Genomic DNA, 14,752 nt, shown 5'->3' on the forward strand with positions numbered 1-14,752 from the left:
CGCTCATCCTTCTTTTCGTCCGTGATTGCCCGGCGTCTTGTCGCCGGTCACTTCGCGGTACCACAACTCATGGTGCTTGCGGGCCCAGGCACGGCTGACCCAGCCGTGCAGCATGGCGCCGATCGAGCCTTTGATCCAGATACCGGCGTAGATGTGCACGATGATGCTGAGGATCAGCACGAACGCCGCCAGTGCGTGCAACAACGCCGACAGGCGAATGACTTCGATGCCGAACCAATGGCTGAAATACGCGCGCCAGATCACCACGCCACTCACCAGCAGCACCAGCATGCACACCAGCAGCGTCCAGAACAGCAGCTTCTGGCCAGCATTGTATTTGCCGACTGGCGGTACGCCCTCCTCCTCGTTGCGCATCACCCGGTCCACCCGGCGCAGCCACAGGCGGTCATTGGCGGTGATGAAGTTGGCCCGCCAGAAGCGCAGCACCAGGCCGAGGAAGAACACGAACATCGCCACCCCGATGAAAGGGTGCAGGATGCGTGTCCACGGCCCGCCGCCGAACAGGTTGCTGAGCCAGAACAGCGCCGGGTGGAACAGCGCCAGCCCCGACAGCCCGGCGAGAATGAACAGGATCGCCACCACCCAGTGGTTACTGCGCTCATTGGCGTTGTAGCGCAGGATCGGTTTGTTGTCGTTCATGGCCGCTGCTCCCCTTGCCCACCGGGCTTGGTCGGATCATAGACATGCACCGCTGGGTCTACCTGATGCACGCTTGGGTCTGGCGTGGCCGGGTGCTCATCCTCCTCCACACGCTGTGGCCCGATTCGCACATAGTGGAAGAACCCCGCCAGTACTGCTGCGCCCATCGCCAACAGCGCCAGCGGCTTGGTAAAGCCTTTCCACAACCCCACCAGCGGGCTGATCACCGGCTGGTCCGGCAGGCCGGCGTACAACTTCGGCGTGTCGGCATGGTGCAACACGTACATCACATGGGTGCCCCCGACGCCGTCCGGGTCATACAGCCCGGCATTGTCGTAGCCGCGCGACTTGAGGTCGACGATGCGCTCGGCCGCATGCACTTTCATCTCGTCCTTGCTGCCGAACACGATTGCCCCGGTCGGGCAGGTCTTCACGCAGGCGGGCTCCAGGCCCACGGTCACGCGGTCGGAACACAGGGTGCACTTGTACGCCTTGTGGTCCTTCTGCGAGATGCGCGGGATATTGAACGGGCAGCCAGTGATGCAGTAACCACAACCGATGCAGTGGTCCTGATTGAAGTCGACGATGCCATTGGCGTGCTTGATGATTGCCCCCGGGCTTGGGCAGGCTTTCAGGCACCCGGGCTCGGCGCAGTGCATGCAGCCGTCCTTGCGAATCAACCATTCCAGGTTGCCATCGTCGCGCTCGTGCTCGGTAAAACGCATCAAGGTCCAGGTCTCGGCGGTGAGGTCCTGGGGGTTGTCGTAGGTGCCGTGGTTGTGGCCGACCTCGTCACGCAGTTCGTTCCACTCCGAACACGCCACCTGGCAGGCCTTGCAGCCAATGCACTTGGTGGTGTCGATCAGCTTGGCGACTTCCTCCTGCTGGCGTACCGAGGGCGGTACGGTGGTGGTGGCCGAGCGGGCGATGATGTCTTGGCTGGCCATCAGAGTTTCTCCACTTTGACGAGGAAGGACTTGGACTCTGGCGTCTGCGTATTGCCGTCACCGAGGAATGGCACCAGGGTGTTGGTCAGGTAGCCATGCCGGGTGGCACCGGTGAAGCCCCAGTGCAGCGGGATGCCGATCTGGTGCACGGTTTGGTTGTTGACCTGCAGCGGCCGTATACGTTTGGTCACCACTGCCACGGCATCGATATGCCCACGCTTGCTCGACACCCGCACCCGGTCGCCAGCCTTGATGCCTTTTTCGTTGGCCAGCACCTCGCCAATCTCGACGAACTGCTCAGGCTGAGCGATGGCGTTGAGCCGACAATGCTTGCTCCAGAAGTGGAAGTGCTCGGTCAGCCGGTACGTGGTCGCCGCGTACGGGAACTCGTCGTGCTTGCCGAGGGTTTCCCACACCGAGTCGAAGATACGCCCCGCCGGATTGCTGATCACCTTCTTGTTCTGCGGGTGCAGCGGGTTGATGCCAATCGGCGTTTCGAACGGCTCGTAGTGCTCGGGGAACGGGCCTTCGGCCATCTTGTCGATGGCGAAGAAGCGTGCCACCCCTTCGGGGTTCATGATGAACGGGTTCATCCCTGCCTCGGGTGGCGAGTCGACCTTGAAGTCGGGCACGTCGGTACCGGTCCAGGCTTTGCCGTTCCACCACACCAGGCGCTTCTTCTCCGGGTCCCATGGCTTGCCCTGCGGGTCGCTGGAGGCACGGTTGTAGAGGATGCGGCGGTTGGCCGGCCATGCCCAGGCCCAGTTCTGCACCTGATGCATGCCGTACGGGTCGCTGTTGTCGCGGCGGGCCATCTGGTTGCCCTGCTCGGTCCAGCAGCCGGCGAAGATCCAGCACCCGGACGCGGTACTGCCATCGTCCTTCAGCTGACCGAAGCCCGATAGCTGCTGGCCGCCCTTGAGCGTGGCGCCTGTGGCGTCGGTCAGGTCGGTGACCGCCCAACCGTTCATTTCCTTGGCCAGTTCCTCCGGGGATGGCTCGTCTGGAATCTTGTAGGGCCAGCTGATGTTCATCATCGCGTCAGGGTATGCACCGCCCTCAGCCTGGTAGCGTTGGCGCAGGCGCAGGAACAGCTCACTCATGATTTGCACATCGGTACGGGTCTCGCCCGGGCCGTCGGCACCCTTCCAATGCCACTGCAGCCAGCGGCTGCTGTTGACCAGCGAACCGTCTTCCTCGGCAAAGCAGGTGGTGGGCAGGCGAATTACTTCGGTCTGGATGTTGGCCGTGTCGACATCGTTGAACGGCCCGGCATTGCGCCAGAACTCCGAGGTTTCGGTGGCCAGCGGGTCCATCACCACCAGCCACTTGAGCTTGGCAAGCGCCGCCGTGACGCGGTTCTTGTCCGGCAGCGCAGCGATCGGATTGAAGCCTTGGCACATGTAGCCGTTGACCTTGCCCTGGCTCATCATCTCGAACATGCGCAGCACGTCGTATGCCGGCACATCAAGCTTGGGCAGCCAGTCGTAGCCCCAGTTGTTTTCTGCCGTGGCGTTGGCGCCATACCAGGCTTTCATCAGGCTGACGTGGAACTTGCCGTAGTTCTGCCAGTACGAAAGCTGCCCCGGGCGCAGTGGCTTGGAAGCACGCTTGTCGATATAGGCGGCGTAGTCCTGCTCCGCATCGCCAGCCAGCGTCAGGTAGCCCGGCAGCGAGTTGGACAGTAGGCCGAGGTCAGTCAGGCCCTGGATGTTGGAGTGCCCACGCAAAGCGTTCACCCCGCCGCCCGGCATACCGACGTTGCCCAGCAGCAACTGGACCATGGCCGCACTGCGGATGATCTGCGCACCGATCGAGTGCTGCGTCCAACCCAGCGCGTAGAGAATCGTCATGGTCTTGCCCGGTACCGAGCAGGTGGCGATCTCTTCCCAGACCTTCATCATGGCATCCTGCGGCATGCCACAGGTCATGCTGGCCAGTTCCGGGGTGTAGCGGCTGTAGTGCTGCTTCATCAGCTGGAACACGCAGCGTGGGTGCTGCAGGGTCGGGTCGACCTTGGCAAAGCCGTCCTCACCCAGCTCGTAACCCCAGCCCGACTTGTCGGCATACACGCGCTTGGCCTCGTCGTAGCCGCTGAACAGCCCATCCTCGAAGCCATAGTTTTCTTTGACGATGAACGACACGTCTGTGTAGTTGCGCACGTATTCGTGCTGGATCTTGTCGTTGCTGATCAGGTAGTTGATAAGCCCGCCCATGAAGGCGATATCGGTGCCAGTACGAATCGGCGCGTAATAGTCCGCCACCGAAGCGGTACGGGTAAACCGCGGATCGACCACGATCAGCCGCGCCTTGTTATGCGCTTTAGCCTCGGTCACCCACTTGAAGCCGCACGGATGCGCTTCTGCTGCGTTGCCACCCATCACCAGGACCAGATTCGCGTTGGCGATATCGGACCAGTGGTTGGTCATGGCGCCACGGCCGTACGTCGGGGCAAGACTTGCCACCGTCGGGCCGTGTCAGACACGAGCCTGGTTATCGAACCCCAGCATGCCTGTTGCGCGGACGACCTTGTGGGTCAGGTAGCCAGCCTCGCTGGAGGCGGCGGAAGCAGCGAGGAAGCCGGTAGTGAGCCAGCGGTTGACCGTTTGCCCCTGGGCATTCTTCTCAATGAAGTTGGCGTCGCGGTCCTTCTTCATCAGGTCGGCGACACGGTCGAGCGCTTCGTCCCAGCCGACCCGTACCCACTCCTTGCTGCCCGGCTTGCGTACTTCCGGGTACTGCAGGCGGCTCGGGCTGTGGATAAAGTCCAGCAGGCCGGCACCTTTCGGGCACAGGGTACCGCGGTTGACCGGGTGGTCGGCGTCCCCTTCGATATGAATGATGTTCTGTTTGACGTTTTTGCCCGCATCTCCCTGGCTGTACAGGATCAGGCCGCAGCCGACCGAGCAGTAAGGGCAGGTGTTACGGGTCTCCTTGGTATGCGCCAGCTTGAAGTGGCGCACCTGCTCGGCGAATGCCGGCGTTGGGGCCATGCCCAACGCCGCAAGGCTCGAGCCTCCAAGGCCGACGGCGGCGACCTTGAAGAACTGCCGACGGTTCAGGTCCATCGTGCACTCCTGATCAGGTAGTGGACGCACGGAACATGGCCGGCGCCTCTTGGTAGTCACGGTGGCAGCCAATGGAAGGCTGCCAGTAGGTAAGACTAGTCAAGAATCGAGAAGGTGCGATGACATGGGTCAGGGGTGCGAGGGATTGATTGTGTCTGGAGGCGTTGGCGCTGCCGGGTGCCTACCTCAGGTTCTATGGCGCTTGTGAGATCGAGCACCACGCGGGCGGCCCTCGATTTCATAGGCGCTGGATCAGTTATGGCGAGCACCTGATGGCCCTCACAATCTTTGGGGTTCCACCGGCCATAAAAAAACCCAAGACTAGTGCCTTGGGTTTCTGATTCAGCTAGACGCCTTACCGCTCTGATCAGAACGGAATATCGTCATCGAAGCTGTCGAAGTCAGCCGCCGGCTGAGGTGCTGGCTGCTGCGGCGCCGGGCGCTGCTGCTGCGACTGTTGCGGGCGCTGGGCCTGCTGGCGTGGCGGGGCCTGGTTGTACTGTTGCTGCTGGCCGCCACCATAGTTGCCGCCACCCTGGTTGTACGGGTCGCCGCCCTGCTGCTGGCCCTGCGGACGACCGCCGAGCAGCTGCATGGTGCCGTTGATGTCGACGATGATCTCGGTGGTGTAGCGCTTGATACCGTCTTTTTCCCACTCGCGGGTCTGCAGCTTGCCTTCGATGTAGCACTGCGAGCCTTTGCGCAGGTATTCGCCGGCGATTTCGGCAACCTTGCCGAACAGCGACACGCGGTGCCACTCGGTACGCTCGACCTTCTGGCCCGACTGCTTGTCAGTCCACTGCTCACTGGTGGCCAGGCTCAGGTTGGTCACGGCGTTACCGTTGGGCAGGTAGCGGACTTCGGGATCCTGGCCACAGGTGCCGACCAGAATGACTTTGTTAACCCCACGGGCCATAACGTTCTCCTAGGCTTCGCACGCCGAAGAGGCTGGATTCACCAGTCGCTCGAGGGTCGCGCGGTCCAAAATTTTCGTATCCAGTTTGATATAGATGGCGGCTTCTTCTGCTACCACCACGGCGTCGGTTACACCCGGCACGGCCATCAGGCGCTCGGTCAGGCCAGCTTCCCGGACTGCCTCTGGCGTCAGCGGCATGCGCAGGCTGGTCACATACGGTGGCTCGTTCATGCGCAAGGCAACGATCAGCCAGATGGCACACAGCACCGCGCAACCGAGGAACACCGTGTCCAGCCCACCGTGCTGGAACAACCAGCCACCAAGAATCCCGCCCAGCGCCGCGCCAAGGAACTGGCTGGTGGAATACACCCCCATTGCAGTGCCCTTGCCACCGGCAGGCGACACCTTGCTGACCAGCGAAGGCAGCGACGCCTCCAGCAGGTTGAATGCGGTGAAGAATACCACGGTGCCAATCACCAGTCCGCGCAAACCGTCAGCCCACTCCCAGAAGTATACCTCTGTCAGCAGCAGGACACTGACCGCACCCGCCAACACACGTTTCATCTTGCGCTTTTTTTCGCCGTAGATGATGAACGGGACCATTGCAAAAAATGAGATGAACAGCGCGGTCAGGTATACCCACCAGTGCTCCTCCTTGGGCAGCCCGCCGCGCTCGACGAAGGCCAGCGGCAGCGCGACAAAGCTGGCCATGAGGATGGCATGCAGGATGAAGATGCCCACGTCCAGGCGCAGAAGGTCCGGATGGCGCAGGGTCGGGCCGATGGCCTGGCGTGCCACACCCGACTCGCGGTGCTGCAAAATGCTGTGCGTGTTGGGCACGACAAAAGCGACCAGCAGGATGCCGACCAGAGCAAGCCCGGCAGTGGCCAGGAACAATCCTGACAAACCAAAGGCACTTGTCAGCAATGGCCCAACGACCATGGCCACAGCGAACGACAAACCGATGCTCATGCCGATCATGGCCATGGCCTTGGTCCGGTGCTGCTCACGGGTGAGGTCGGACAGCAGGGCCATGACCGCGGCAGAAATCGCCCCGGCGCCCTGCAGGATACGCCCGGCGATCACGCCCCAGATGGAGTCGGCCTGGGCCGCCAGCACACTGCCCAGGGCAAAGATCACCAGCCCCAGGTAAATGACCGGGCGGCGGCCGATGCGGTCGGAAATCATCCCGAACGGTATCTGCAATACCGCCTGGGTCAGGCCATAGGCACCAATCGCCAGGCCAATCAGCGCAGGCGTGGCACCGGCCAGGTCCATGCCGTAGGTGGCCAGTACCGGCAAGACCATGAACATGCCCAGCATACGAAAGGCAAAGACCAGGGCCAGGCCGCCAGCAGCGCGGGTTTCGCCGCTGCTCATGCGCTCGTTGTGGGTGTCGTGCATGGAGTAACCTCGTGTGAACCGGCGGCGATTCTATCAGTCCGACAGCTTGACGGCATCTACGCGACGCTTTGCCGCGTACTGGCAGGGCGCCGTATACTTCCTTGTTTATGCCCGCCAAGCGAGGCCGTAGTGGACAAGATCCTGATTCGTGGGGCACGCACCCACAACCTGAAGAACATCGACCTGACTCTGCCCCGGGACAAGCTGATCGTGATCACCGGCCTGTCCGGTTCCGGCAAATCGTCCCTGGCGTTCGACACCCTGTACGCCGAAGGCCAGCGCCGCTACGTAGAATCGCTGTCGGCCTATGCCCGGCAGTTCCTGTCGATGATGGAAAAGCCCGACGTCGACACTATCGAAGGCCTCTCGCCGGCCATCTCCATCGAACAGAAGTCGACCTCGCACAACCCGCGCTCCACGGTCGGCACCATCACCGAAATCTACGACTACCTGCGCCTGCTGTACGCCCGGGTAGGCACCCCACGCTGCCCGGACCACGATATCCCACTCGAAGCGCAAACGATCAGCCAGATGGTCGACCTGGTGCTGGAGCGCCCGGAAGGCAGCAAACTGATGCTGTTGGCACCGGTGGTGCGTGAGCGCAAGGGTGAGCACCTGGCGGTGTTCGACGAGCTGCGCGCCCAGGGCTTCGTGCGCGCTCGGGTCAACGGCAAGCTCTACGAGCTTGATGAACTGCCCAAGCTGGACAAGCAGAAAAAGCACAGCATCGATGTGGTGGTGGACCGCTTCAAGGTCCGCGCTGACCTGCAGCAGCGCCTGGCCGAGTCGTTCGAGACCGCGCTGAAGCTGGCGGACGGTATCGCCTTGGTGGCGCCGATGGACGATGAAGAAGGCGAAGAAACGATCTTCTCCGCGCGCTTCGCCTGCCCGGTGTGCGGCCATGCAATCAGCGAGCTTGAGCCAAAGCTGTTTTCCTTCAACAACCCGGCTGGCGCATGCCCGACCTGCGATGGCCTGGGAGTGAAGCAGTTCTTCGACACCAAGCGCCTGGTCAACACCGAACTCACCGTGGCCGAAGGTGCGATCCGCGGCTGGGACCGCCGCAACGTGTATTACTTCCAGATGCTCGGCTCGCTGGCTGCGCATTATGGCTTCAGCCTGGATGAGCCGTTCGGCGAGCTGTCGGCCGAGCACCAGAAGGTGATCCTGCAGGGCAGTGGCAAGCAGAGTGTCGATTTCAAATACCTCAACGACCGTGGCGATATCGTCAAGCGATCGCACCCGTTCGAAGGCATCGTGCCAAACCTGGAGCGCCGCTACCGCGAGACCGAATCGGCTACCGTGCGTGAGGAGCTGGCCAAGTTCCTTGGCACGCAACCCTGCCCGGATTGCCGTGGTACCCGTCTGCGCCGTGAAGCACGTCACGTCTGGGTAGGAGAAAAGACCCTTCCTGCCGTGACCAACCTGCCGATCGGTGAAGCCAGCAACTATTTCGGTGAACTGACCCTGACCGGGCGCCGTGGCGAGATCGCGGCGAAGATCCTGAAGGAAATCTGCGAGCGCCTGCAATTCCTGGTCAACGTCGGCCTCGACTACCTGACCCTGGATCGCAGTGCCGATACCTTGTCGGGTGGTGAAGCCCAGCGTATCCGCCTGGCCAGCCAGATAGGCGCGGGCCTGGTGGGCGTGATGTACATCCTCGATGAACCGTCCATCGGTCTTCATCAGCGCGACAACGACCGCCTGCTGGCCACCCTCAATCACCTGCGCGATCTGGGTAACACGGTGATCGTGGTGGAGCACGACGAAGATGCCATCCGGCTGGCTGACTACGTGGTGGATATCGGCCCTGGCGCCGGTGTGCATGGCGGGCAGATCGTTGCCGAGGGCTCGCCCCAGGAGGTTATGGACCACCCGGACTCGCTGACTGGCAAGTACTTGTCCGGGCGCAAGAAGATCGTCGTGCCGGCCAAGCGCACGCCGCGCAACAAGAAGCTGCAGCTCAAGCTCAAAGGCGCACGTGGCAACAACTTGCAGAACGTCGACCTGGAAGTGCCGATCGGCTTGTTGACCTGCGTAACCGGCGTGTCCGGCTCAGGCAAGTCGACCCTGATCAACAACACGCTGTTCCCGTTGGCGGCAACTGCCCTCAATGGCGCAAGCAGCCTGGAAGCAGCGCCGCATGCCAGCATGGACGGCCTGCAACACCTGGACAAGGTGGTGGACATCGACCAGAGCCCGATCGGTCGCACGCCGCGCTCTAACCCGGCGACCTACACCGGTATCTTCACCCCGATCCGTGAGCTGTTCTCCGGGGTACCAGAGTCGCGCTCGCGCGGTTATGGCCCGGGGCGCTTCTCGTTCAACGTCAAGGGTGGCCGCTGCGAAGCCTGCCAAGGCGATGGCCTGATCAAGGTGGAAATGCATTTCCTGCCGGACATCTACGTACCGTGTGACGTATGCAAGAGCAAGCGCTACAACCGCGAGACCCTCGAGATCAAATACAAGGGCAAGAACATCCACGAAGTGCTGGAAATGACTATCGAGGATGCACGCGAGTTCTTCGATGCGGTGCCGGCGCTGGCGCGCAAGCTGCAAACATTGATGGATGTTGGTCTCTCGTACATCAAGCTGGGGCAGTCGGCAACGACGCTCTCCGGCGGCGAAGCGCAACGCGTCAAACTTTCACGCGAATTGTCCAAGCGCGACACCGGCAAGACCCTGTACATTCTTGATGAGCCGACTACGGGCCTGCACTTTGCCGATATCCAGCAACTGCTGGACGTGCTGCATCGCCTGCGCGACCACGGCAATACCGTGGTGGTGATCGAGCACAACCTGGATGTGATCAAGACTGCCGACTGGCTGGTGGACCTTGGACCGGAAGGCGGCTCCAAGGGTGGGCAGATCATTGCCTGCGGTACGCCGGAAGAACTGAGTGAGATGAAACAGTCCTACACCGGTCATTACCTGAAACCGCTGCTGGAGCGGGATCGCGCCTGACGGCTGCGGCCACCATGAAAAAGCCCCTGGCACCGAGGGTGCCAGGGGCTTTTTCATGGGCTTGTGGATAACTTACATTTGCGATTGCAGGTAGTTTTCCAGGCCAATGGCCTTGATCAGGCCCTGCTGCTTCTCCAGCCAGTAGGTGTGATCTTCTTCGGTATCGGCCAGCTGCGCACGCAGGATGTCACGGCTGACGTAATCCTTGTGCAGCTCACACAGCTCGATGCCCTTGCACAATGCGCCGCGCACTTTGTACTCAAGCTTTAGGTCTGCCTCGATCATTTCCGGCACGGTGCTGCCGACCTCCAGGTCGTCCGCACGCATGTCTGGGGTACCCTCAAGCATGAGGATGCGACGCATCAGGGCATCAGCGTGCTGCGTCTCCTCCTCCATCTCGTGGTTGATGCGCTCATAGAGCTTGGACAGGCCCCAGTCTTCGTACATGCGCGAATGAATGAAGTACTGGTCGCGTGCCGCCAGTTCGCCCTTCAGCAGCGTGACGAGGTAGTTGATTACGTCCGGGTGGCCTTGCATCGCCCTGCTTCTCCATGTGAAAACATCTATGCCACATAGTGTGAACCAGCTTTTGCCTACGGTCACTGAAAAACGCGCAATCAGAGGTAAAAAAACGGTTAAACAGTAGTGATATTCATTGAAAAACCGCCCAAATGAGGGCGGTTCTACTTCTCACTTCGACTTAGCGAAGATTGATACCCAATGCCTTTGCAATCCCTTCGCCGTAGCTTGGGTCGGCCTTGAAGAAGTACTGCAACTGGCGCTGGACGACATCCTCGCTGACACCGACCATGCTACCGGCGATATTGCTGATCAGCAGGGCCTTCTGCTCGTCATTCATCAGGCGGAACAGCGCGCCGGCGTGGCTGTAGTAGTCGGTATCCTCGCGGTGGTCATGACGGTCTGCCGCACCGTTGAGCGCCAGTGCCGGCTCGGCGTGCCGCGGTGACTGCTTCGGCGCATCGGCGTAGCTGTTAGGCTCGTAGTTCGGCGCGCTGCCGTAACTGCCGGTGGCCATGGAGCCGTCGCGTTGATAGCTGTTGACTGGGCAGCGCGGCGCATTCACCGGCAGCTGTTGATGATTGGTACCCACACGGTAGCGGTGGGCATCGGCATAGGCGAATACACGCCCCTGCAGCATCCGGTCTGGCGAGAGTCCCACCCCTGGCACCATATTGCTCGGCCCAAACGCTGCCTGCTCGACTTCGGCGAAGTAGTTGAGCGGGTTGCGGTTGAGTTCCAGCACACCCACTTCAATCAGCGGATAGTCCTTCTGCGACCAGGTCTTGGTGACATCGAAGGGGTTCTCGGTGCGGTTGGCAGCCTCGGCCTCGCTCATGACCTGGATGCAAACGGTCCAGCGCGGGAAGTCGCCACGCTCGATGGCCTCGAACAGGTCGCGCTGGGCGTAGTCCGGGTCGGTACCTGCCAGGCGTGCGGCATCTGCCGGAGCAAGATTCTTGATGCCTTGCTGGGTCTTGAAGTGCCATTTCACCCAGGTCCGCTCGCCTTTGGCATTAATCAGGCTGTAGGTGTGACTACCGAAGCCGTGCATGTGGCGATAACCGTCCGGGATGCCGCGGTCAGAGAAGAGGATGGTTACCTGATGCAGCGCCTCGGGCGAATGCGACCAGAACTCCCACATCATCTGGGCGTTCTTCAGGTTGGACTGCGGATGACGCTTCTGGGTGTGGATAAAGTCGGGGAACTTCAACGGGTCGCGAATGAAGAACACCGGCGTGTTGTTGCCGACGATGTCCCAGTTGCCTTCCTCGGTATAGAACTTAACAGCAAAGCCACGCGGGTCACGCTCGGTATCAGCAGAACCACGTTCACCACCGACCGTGGAGAACCGCAGGAAAGTCTCGGTTTGCTTGCCAACTCGCTCGAACAACTTGGCGCTGGTGTAGGCAGTAACGTCGCGGGTAACGGTAAATGAGCCATAGGCCCCTGAACCTTTGGCGTGAACGCGGCGTTCAGGAATGTTCTCACGGTTGAAATGAGCGAGCTTCTCGATCAGGTGAAAATCGTCGAGCAGCAGCGGGCCTCGTGGGCCGGCGGAGCGGGAATTCTGGTTGTCGGCTACAGGGGCACCGCTAGCGGTGGTGAGAATCTTGCTCATGGGCTCTCCTTATCGGTCTTGAAACGCCGGCTAAACGGCTATGGAGAGAGTATCGATGAGCAAGACTGCAGGGACAAATTCATTACATGACTTGTATCAATAGAAATAAACAATATCTGCAGACACAAAAAACCGGGCACTAGGCCCGGTTCTTTGTAGCAGACAGAACGTCTTACTCAGCAGCTTCTACAGCACCGCCGACCGGACGATCAACCAGCTCGACGTACGCCATAGGCGCGTTGTCGCCAGCGCGGAAACCGCACTTCAGGATGCGCAGGTAGCCGCCCTGACGGGTGGCGTAACGCTTGCCCAGGTCGTTGAACAGTTTGCCAACAGCGGACTTCGAACGGGTACGATCGAAGGCCAGACGACGGTTAGCAACGCTGTCTTCCTTGGCCAGGGTGATCAGCGGCTCGGCAACGCGGCGCAGTTCCTTGGCTTTCGGCAGGGTGGTTTTGATCAGCTCGTGCTCGATCAGCGACACTGCCATGTTCTGGAACATAGCCTTGCGGTGAGAGCTGGTACGGCTCAGGTGACGTCCACTTTTACGATGACGCATGATTCATTCCTTACCAAACACTACGTTCGGTGATTACGACGATCAGGCGGTCGCCTTGTCGTCTTTCTTAAGACTTGCAGGCGGCCAGTTGTCGAGGCGCATGCCGAGAGACAGACCACGAGAGGCCAGGACGTCCTTGATTTCAGTCAGGGACTTCTTGCCCAGGTTAGGAGTCTTCAACAGCTCTACTTCGGTACGCTGAATCAGGTCGCCGATGTAGTAGATGTTCTCCGCCTTGAGGCAGTTGGCCGAACGTACAGTCAGTTCCAGGTCGTCAACCGGACGCAGCAGGATCGGATCGATCTCGTCTTCCTGCTCGACTACGACAGGCTCGCTGTCACCTTTGAGGTCGACGAACGCGGCCAGCTGCTGTTGCAGGATGGTCGCAGCGCGGCGGATAGCCTCTTCAGGATCCAGGGTGCCGTTGGTTTCCAGATCAATGACCAGTTTGTCCAGGTTGGTACGCTGTTCAACACGGGCGTTTTCGACCACATAGGCGATACGACGCACGGGGCTGAACGAAGCGTCCAACTGGAGACGGCCAATGCTACGGCTTTCGTCTTCGTCGGTTTGACGGGAGTCAGCCGGCTCGTAACCACGACCACGAGCTACAGTGAGCTTCATGTTCAGGGCGCCGTTCGACGCCAGGTTCGCGATTACGTGATCGGGGTTGACGATCTCGACATCGTGATCCAGCTGAATATCGGCAGCGGTAACCACCCCCGAACCCTTTTTCGACAAGGTCAGCGTAACTTCGTCACGACCGTGCAGTTTGATAGCCAGGCCTTTCAGGTTCAACAGGATTTCAATTACGTCTTCCTGAACACCTTCGATCGCGGAGTACTCATGGAGTACGCCATCGATCTCGGCCTCGACTACTGCACAGCCAGGCATGGAGGACAACAGGATGCGGCGCAGCGCGTTGCCCAGGGTATGGCCGAAACCACGCTCGAGAGGCTCGAGCGTGATCTTGGCGCGGGTCGGACTGACTACCTGCACATCAATATGGCGGGGAGTCAGGAACTCATTTACCGAAATCTGCATGGATGCACCTATTTTCTAGCCCTTACTTGGAGTAGAGCTCGACAATCAGGTTCTCGTTGATGTCGGCAGACAGGTCACTGCGAGCAGGAACGTTCTTGAAAACGCCCGACTTTTTAGCAGCATCCACATCAACCCACTCAACGCGGCCACGCTGGGCGCACAGTTCAAGGGCTTGAACAATGCGCAGCTGGCTCAGCGACTTCTCGCGAACCGCGACCACGTCACCCGGACGAACTTGGTAGGATGGAATGTTTACAGTCTTACCGTTGACGCTGATCGCTTTGTGCGAAACCAGCTGACGGGACTCGGAACGAGTCGAGCCGAAGCCCATACGGTAAACGACGTTATCCAGACGGCACTCGAGCAGTTGCAGCAGGTTCTCACCAGTTGCGCCTTTTTTCGAGGCAGCAGCTTGGTAGTAACCGCGGAACTGACGCTCCAGAACACCGTAGATACGACGGACTTTTTGTTTCTCACGCAGCTGGGTGCCGTAGTCGGACTGACGGCCACGGCGCTGGCCGTGGATACCTGGGGCTGCTTCGATGTTGCACTTCGATTCCAGAGCGCGAACGCCGCTCTTCAGGAACAGATCGGTGCCTTCACGACGAGACAGTTTGCATTTTGGACCAATGTAACGTGCCATTCTTCTGTCTCCTGATTACACGCGACGCTTCTTCGGCGGACGGCACCCGTTGTGCGGGATAGGCGTCACGTCGGTGATGCTGGCGATCTTGTAGCCGCAGCTGTTCAGTGCACGAACGGCGGACTCACGACCTGGACCTGGACCCTTGACGTTGACGTCGAGGTTCTTCAGACCGTATTCCAGCGCAGCTTGACCAGCACGCTCAGCAGCGATCTGGGCTGCGAACGGGGTGGATTTGCGCGAACCACGGAAACCCGAACCACCGGAGGTCGCCCAGGACAAAGCATTGCCCTGACGGTCGGTGATGGTCACGATGGTGTTGTTGAAAGAAGCATGGATGTGGGCGATGCCATCAACCACTGTCTTTTTGACTTTCTTACGAGGACGAGCAGCAGGTTTTGCCATGT

General features: G+C 60.5%; 12 protein-coding genes. 1 reads left to right on the top strand and 11 read right to left on the bottom strand.

Going from position 1 to position 14,752, the window contains the following annotated elements; all coding sequences use genetic code 11:
- Nucleotides 1–3: 3 nt before the first annotated feature.
- From DMX11_RS15120 to DMX11_RS15145, 5 genes are all read right to left on the bottom strand, one after another.
- On the bottom strand, nucleotides 4–660 hold the full coding sequence (locus DMX11_RS15120; RefSeq protein ID WP_110745252.1) for a formate dehydrogenase subunit gamma: 657 nt from the start codon (nucleotides 658–660) through the stop codon (nucleotides 4–6).
- On the bottom strand, nucleotides 657–1,607 hold the full coding sequence (fdxH, locus tag DMX11_RS15125) for a formate dehydrogenase subunit beta (protein WP_110745253.1): 951 nt from the start codon (nucleotides 1,605–1,607) through the stop codon (nucleotides 657–659). The genes DMX11_RS15120 and fdxH overlap by 4 nt, the downstream gene beginning before the upstream one ends.
- Nucleotides 1,607–4,675 (bottom strand): formate dehydrogenase-N subunit alpha, encoded by a 3,069-nt coding sequence (fdnG, locus tag DMX11_RS15130; RefSeq protein WP_146230363.1) that lies wholly within the window; start codon nucleotides 4,673–4,675, stop codon nucleotides 1,607–1,609. The genes fdxH and fdnG overlap by 1 nt, the downstream gene beginning before the upstream one ends.
- A gap of 367 nt (nucleotides 4,676–5,042) precedes the next feature.
- Complete coding sequence (locus DMX11_RS15140; protein WP_110745256.1) at nucleotides 5,043–5,591, bottom strand: single-stranded DNA-binding protein; 549 nt, start codon at nucleotides 5,589–5,591, stop codon at nucleotides 5,043–5,045.
- Nucleotides 5,592–5,600: 9 nt separating this feature from the next.
- Entirely contained in the window at nucleotides 5,601–6,995 is a 1,395-nt protein-coding gene (locus DMX11_RS15145; RefSeq protein ID WP_110745257.1) for an MFS transporter, read from the bottom strand.
- Between the two features lie 129 nt (nucleotides 6,996–7,124).
- Between DMX11_RS15145 and uvrA the strand changes: the two genes are divergently transcribed.
- Entirely contained in the window at nucleotides 7,125–9,959 is a 2,835-nt protein-coding gene (gene uvrA / locus DMX11_RS15150) for an excinuclease ABC subunit UvrA (protein WP_177410748.1), read from the top strand.
- A 72-nt stretch (nucleotides 9,960–10,031) separates the two neighbouring features.
- Here uvrA and bfr read toward each other — a convergent pair whose 3' ends face one another.
- From bfr to rpsK, 6 genes are all read right to left on the bottom strand, one after another.
- Nucleotides 10,032–10,496, bottom strand: a complete 465-nt coding sequence (bfr, locus tag DMX11_RS15155) for a bacterioferritin (protein ID WP_003255449.1) — start codon at nucleotides 10,494–10,496, stop codon at nucleotides 10,032–10,034.
- 163 nt (nucleotides 10,497–10,659) lie between these two features.
- Entirely contained in the window at nucleotides 10,660–12,099 is a 1,440-nt protein-coding gene (locus tag DMX11_RS15160) for a catalase (protein ID WP_110745258.1), read from the bottom strand.
- Between the two features lie 172 nt (nucleotides 12,100–12,271).
- A complete protein-coding gene (rplQ, locus tag DMX11_RS15165) occupies nucleotides 12,272–12,658 on the bottom strand; it encodes a 50S ribosomal protein L17 (protein ID WP_003255451.1) in 387 nt (128 codons plus the stop codon).
- A 42-nt stretch (nucleotides 12,659–12,700) separates the two neighbouring features.
- Nucleotides 12,701–13,702: a DNA-directed RNA polymerase subunit alpha gene (gene rpoA, locus DMX11_RS15170; protein ID WP_003255452.1), complete on the bottom strand. Its 1,002-nt coding sequence runs from the start codon at nucleotides 13,700–13,702 to the stop codon at nucleotides 12,701–12,703.
- 22 nt (nucleotides 13,703–13,724) lie between these two features.
- Nucleotides 13,725–14,345, bottom strand: coding sequence for a 30S ribosomal protein S4 (gene rpsD, locus DMX11_RS15175; RefSeq protein ID WP_009681977.1), 621 nt, complete (start codon nucleotides 14,343–14,345; stop codon nucleotides 13,725–13,727).
- A 15-nt stretch (nucleotides 14,346–14,360) separates the two neighbouring features.
- Nucleotides 14,361–14,750: a 30S ribosomal protein S11 gene (gene rpsK, locus DMX11_RS15180; RefSeq protein ID WP_003255454.1), complete on the bottom strand. Its 390-nt coding sequence runs from the start codon at nucleotides 14,748–14,750 to the stop codon at nucleotides 14,361–14,363.
- Nucleotides 14,751–14,752: the final 2 nt, after the last annotated feature.

The organism is Pseudomonas sp. LB-090624, from assembly GCF_003205205.1.
Taxonomy (GTDB): domain Bacteria; phylum Pseudomonadota; class Gammaproteobacteria; order Pseudomonadales; family Pseudomonadaceae; genus Aquipseudomonas.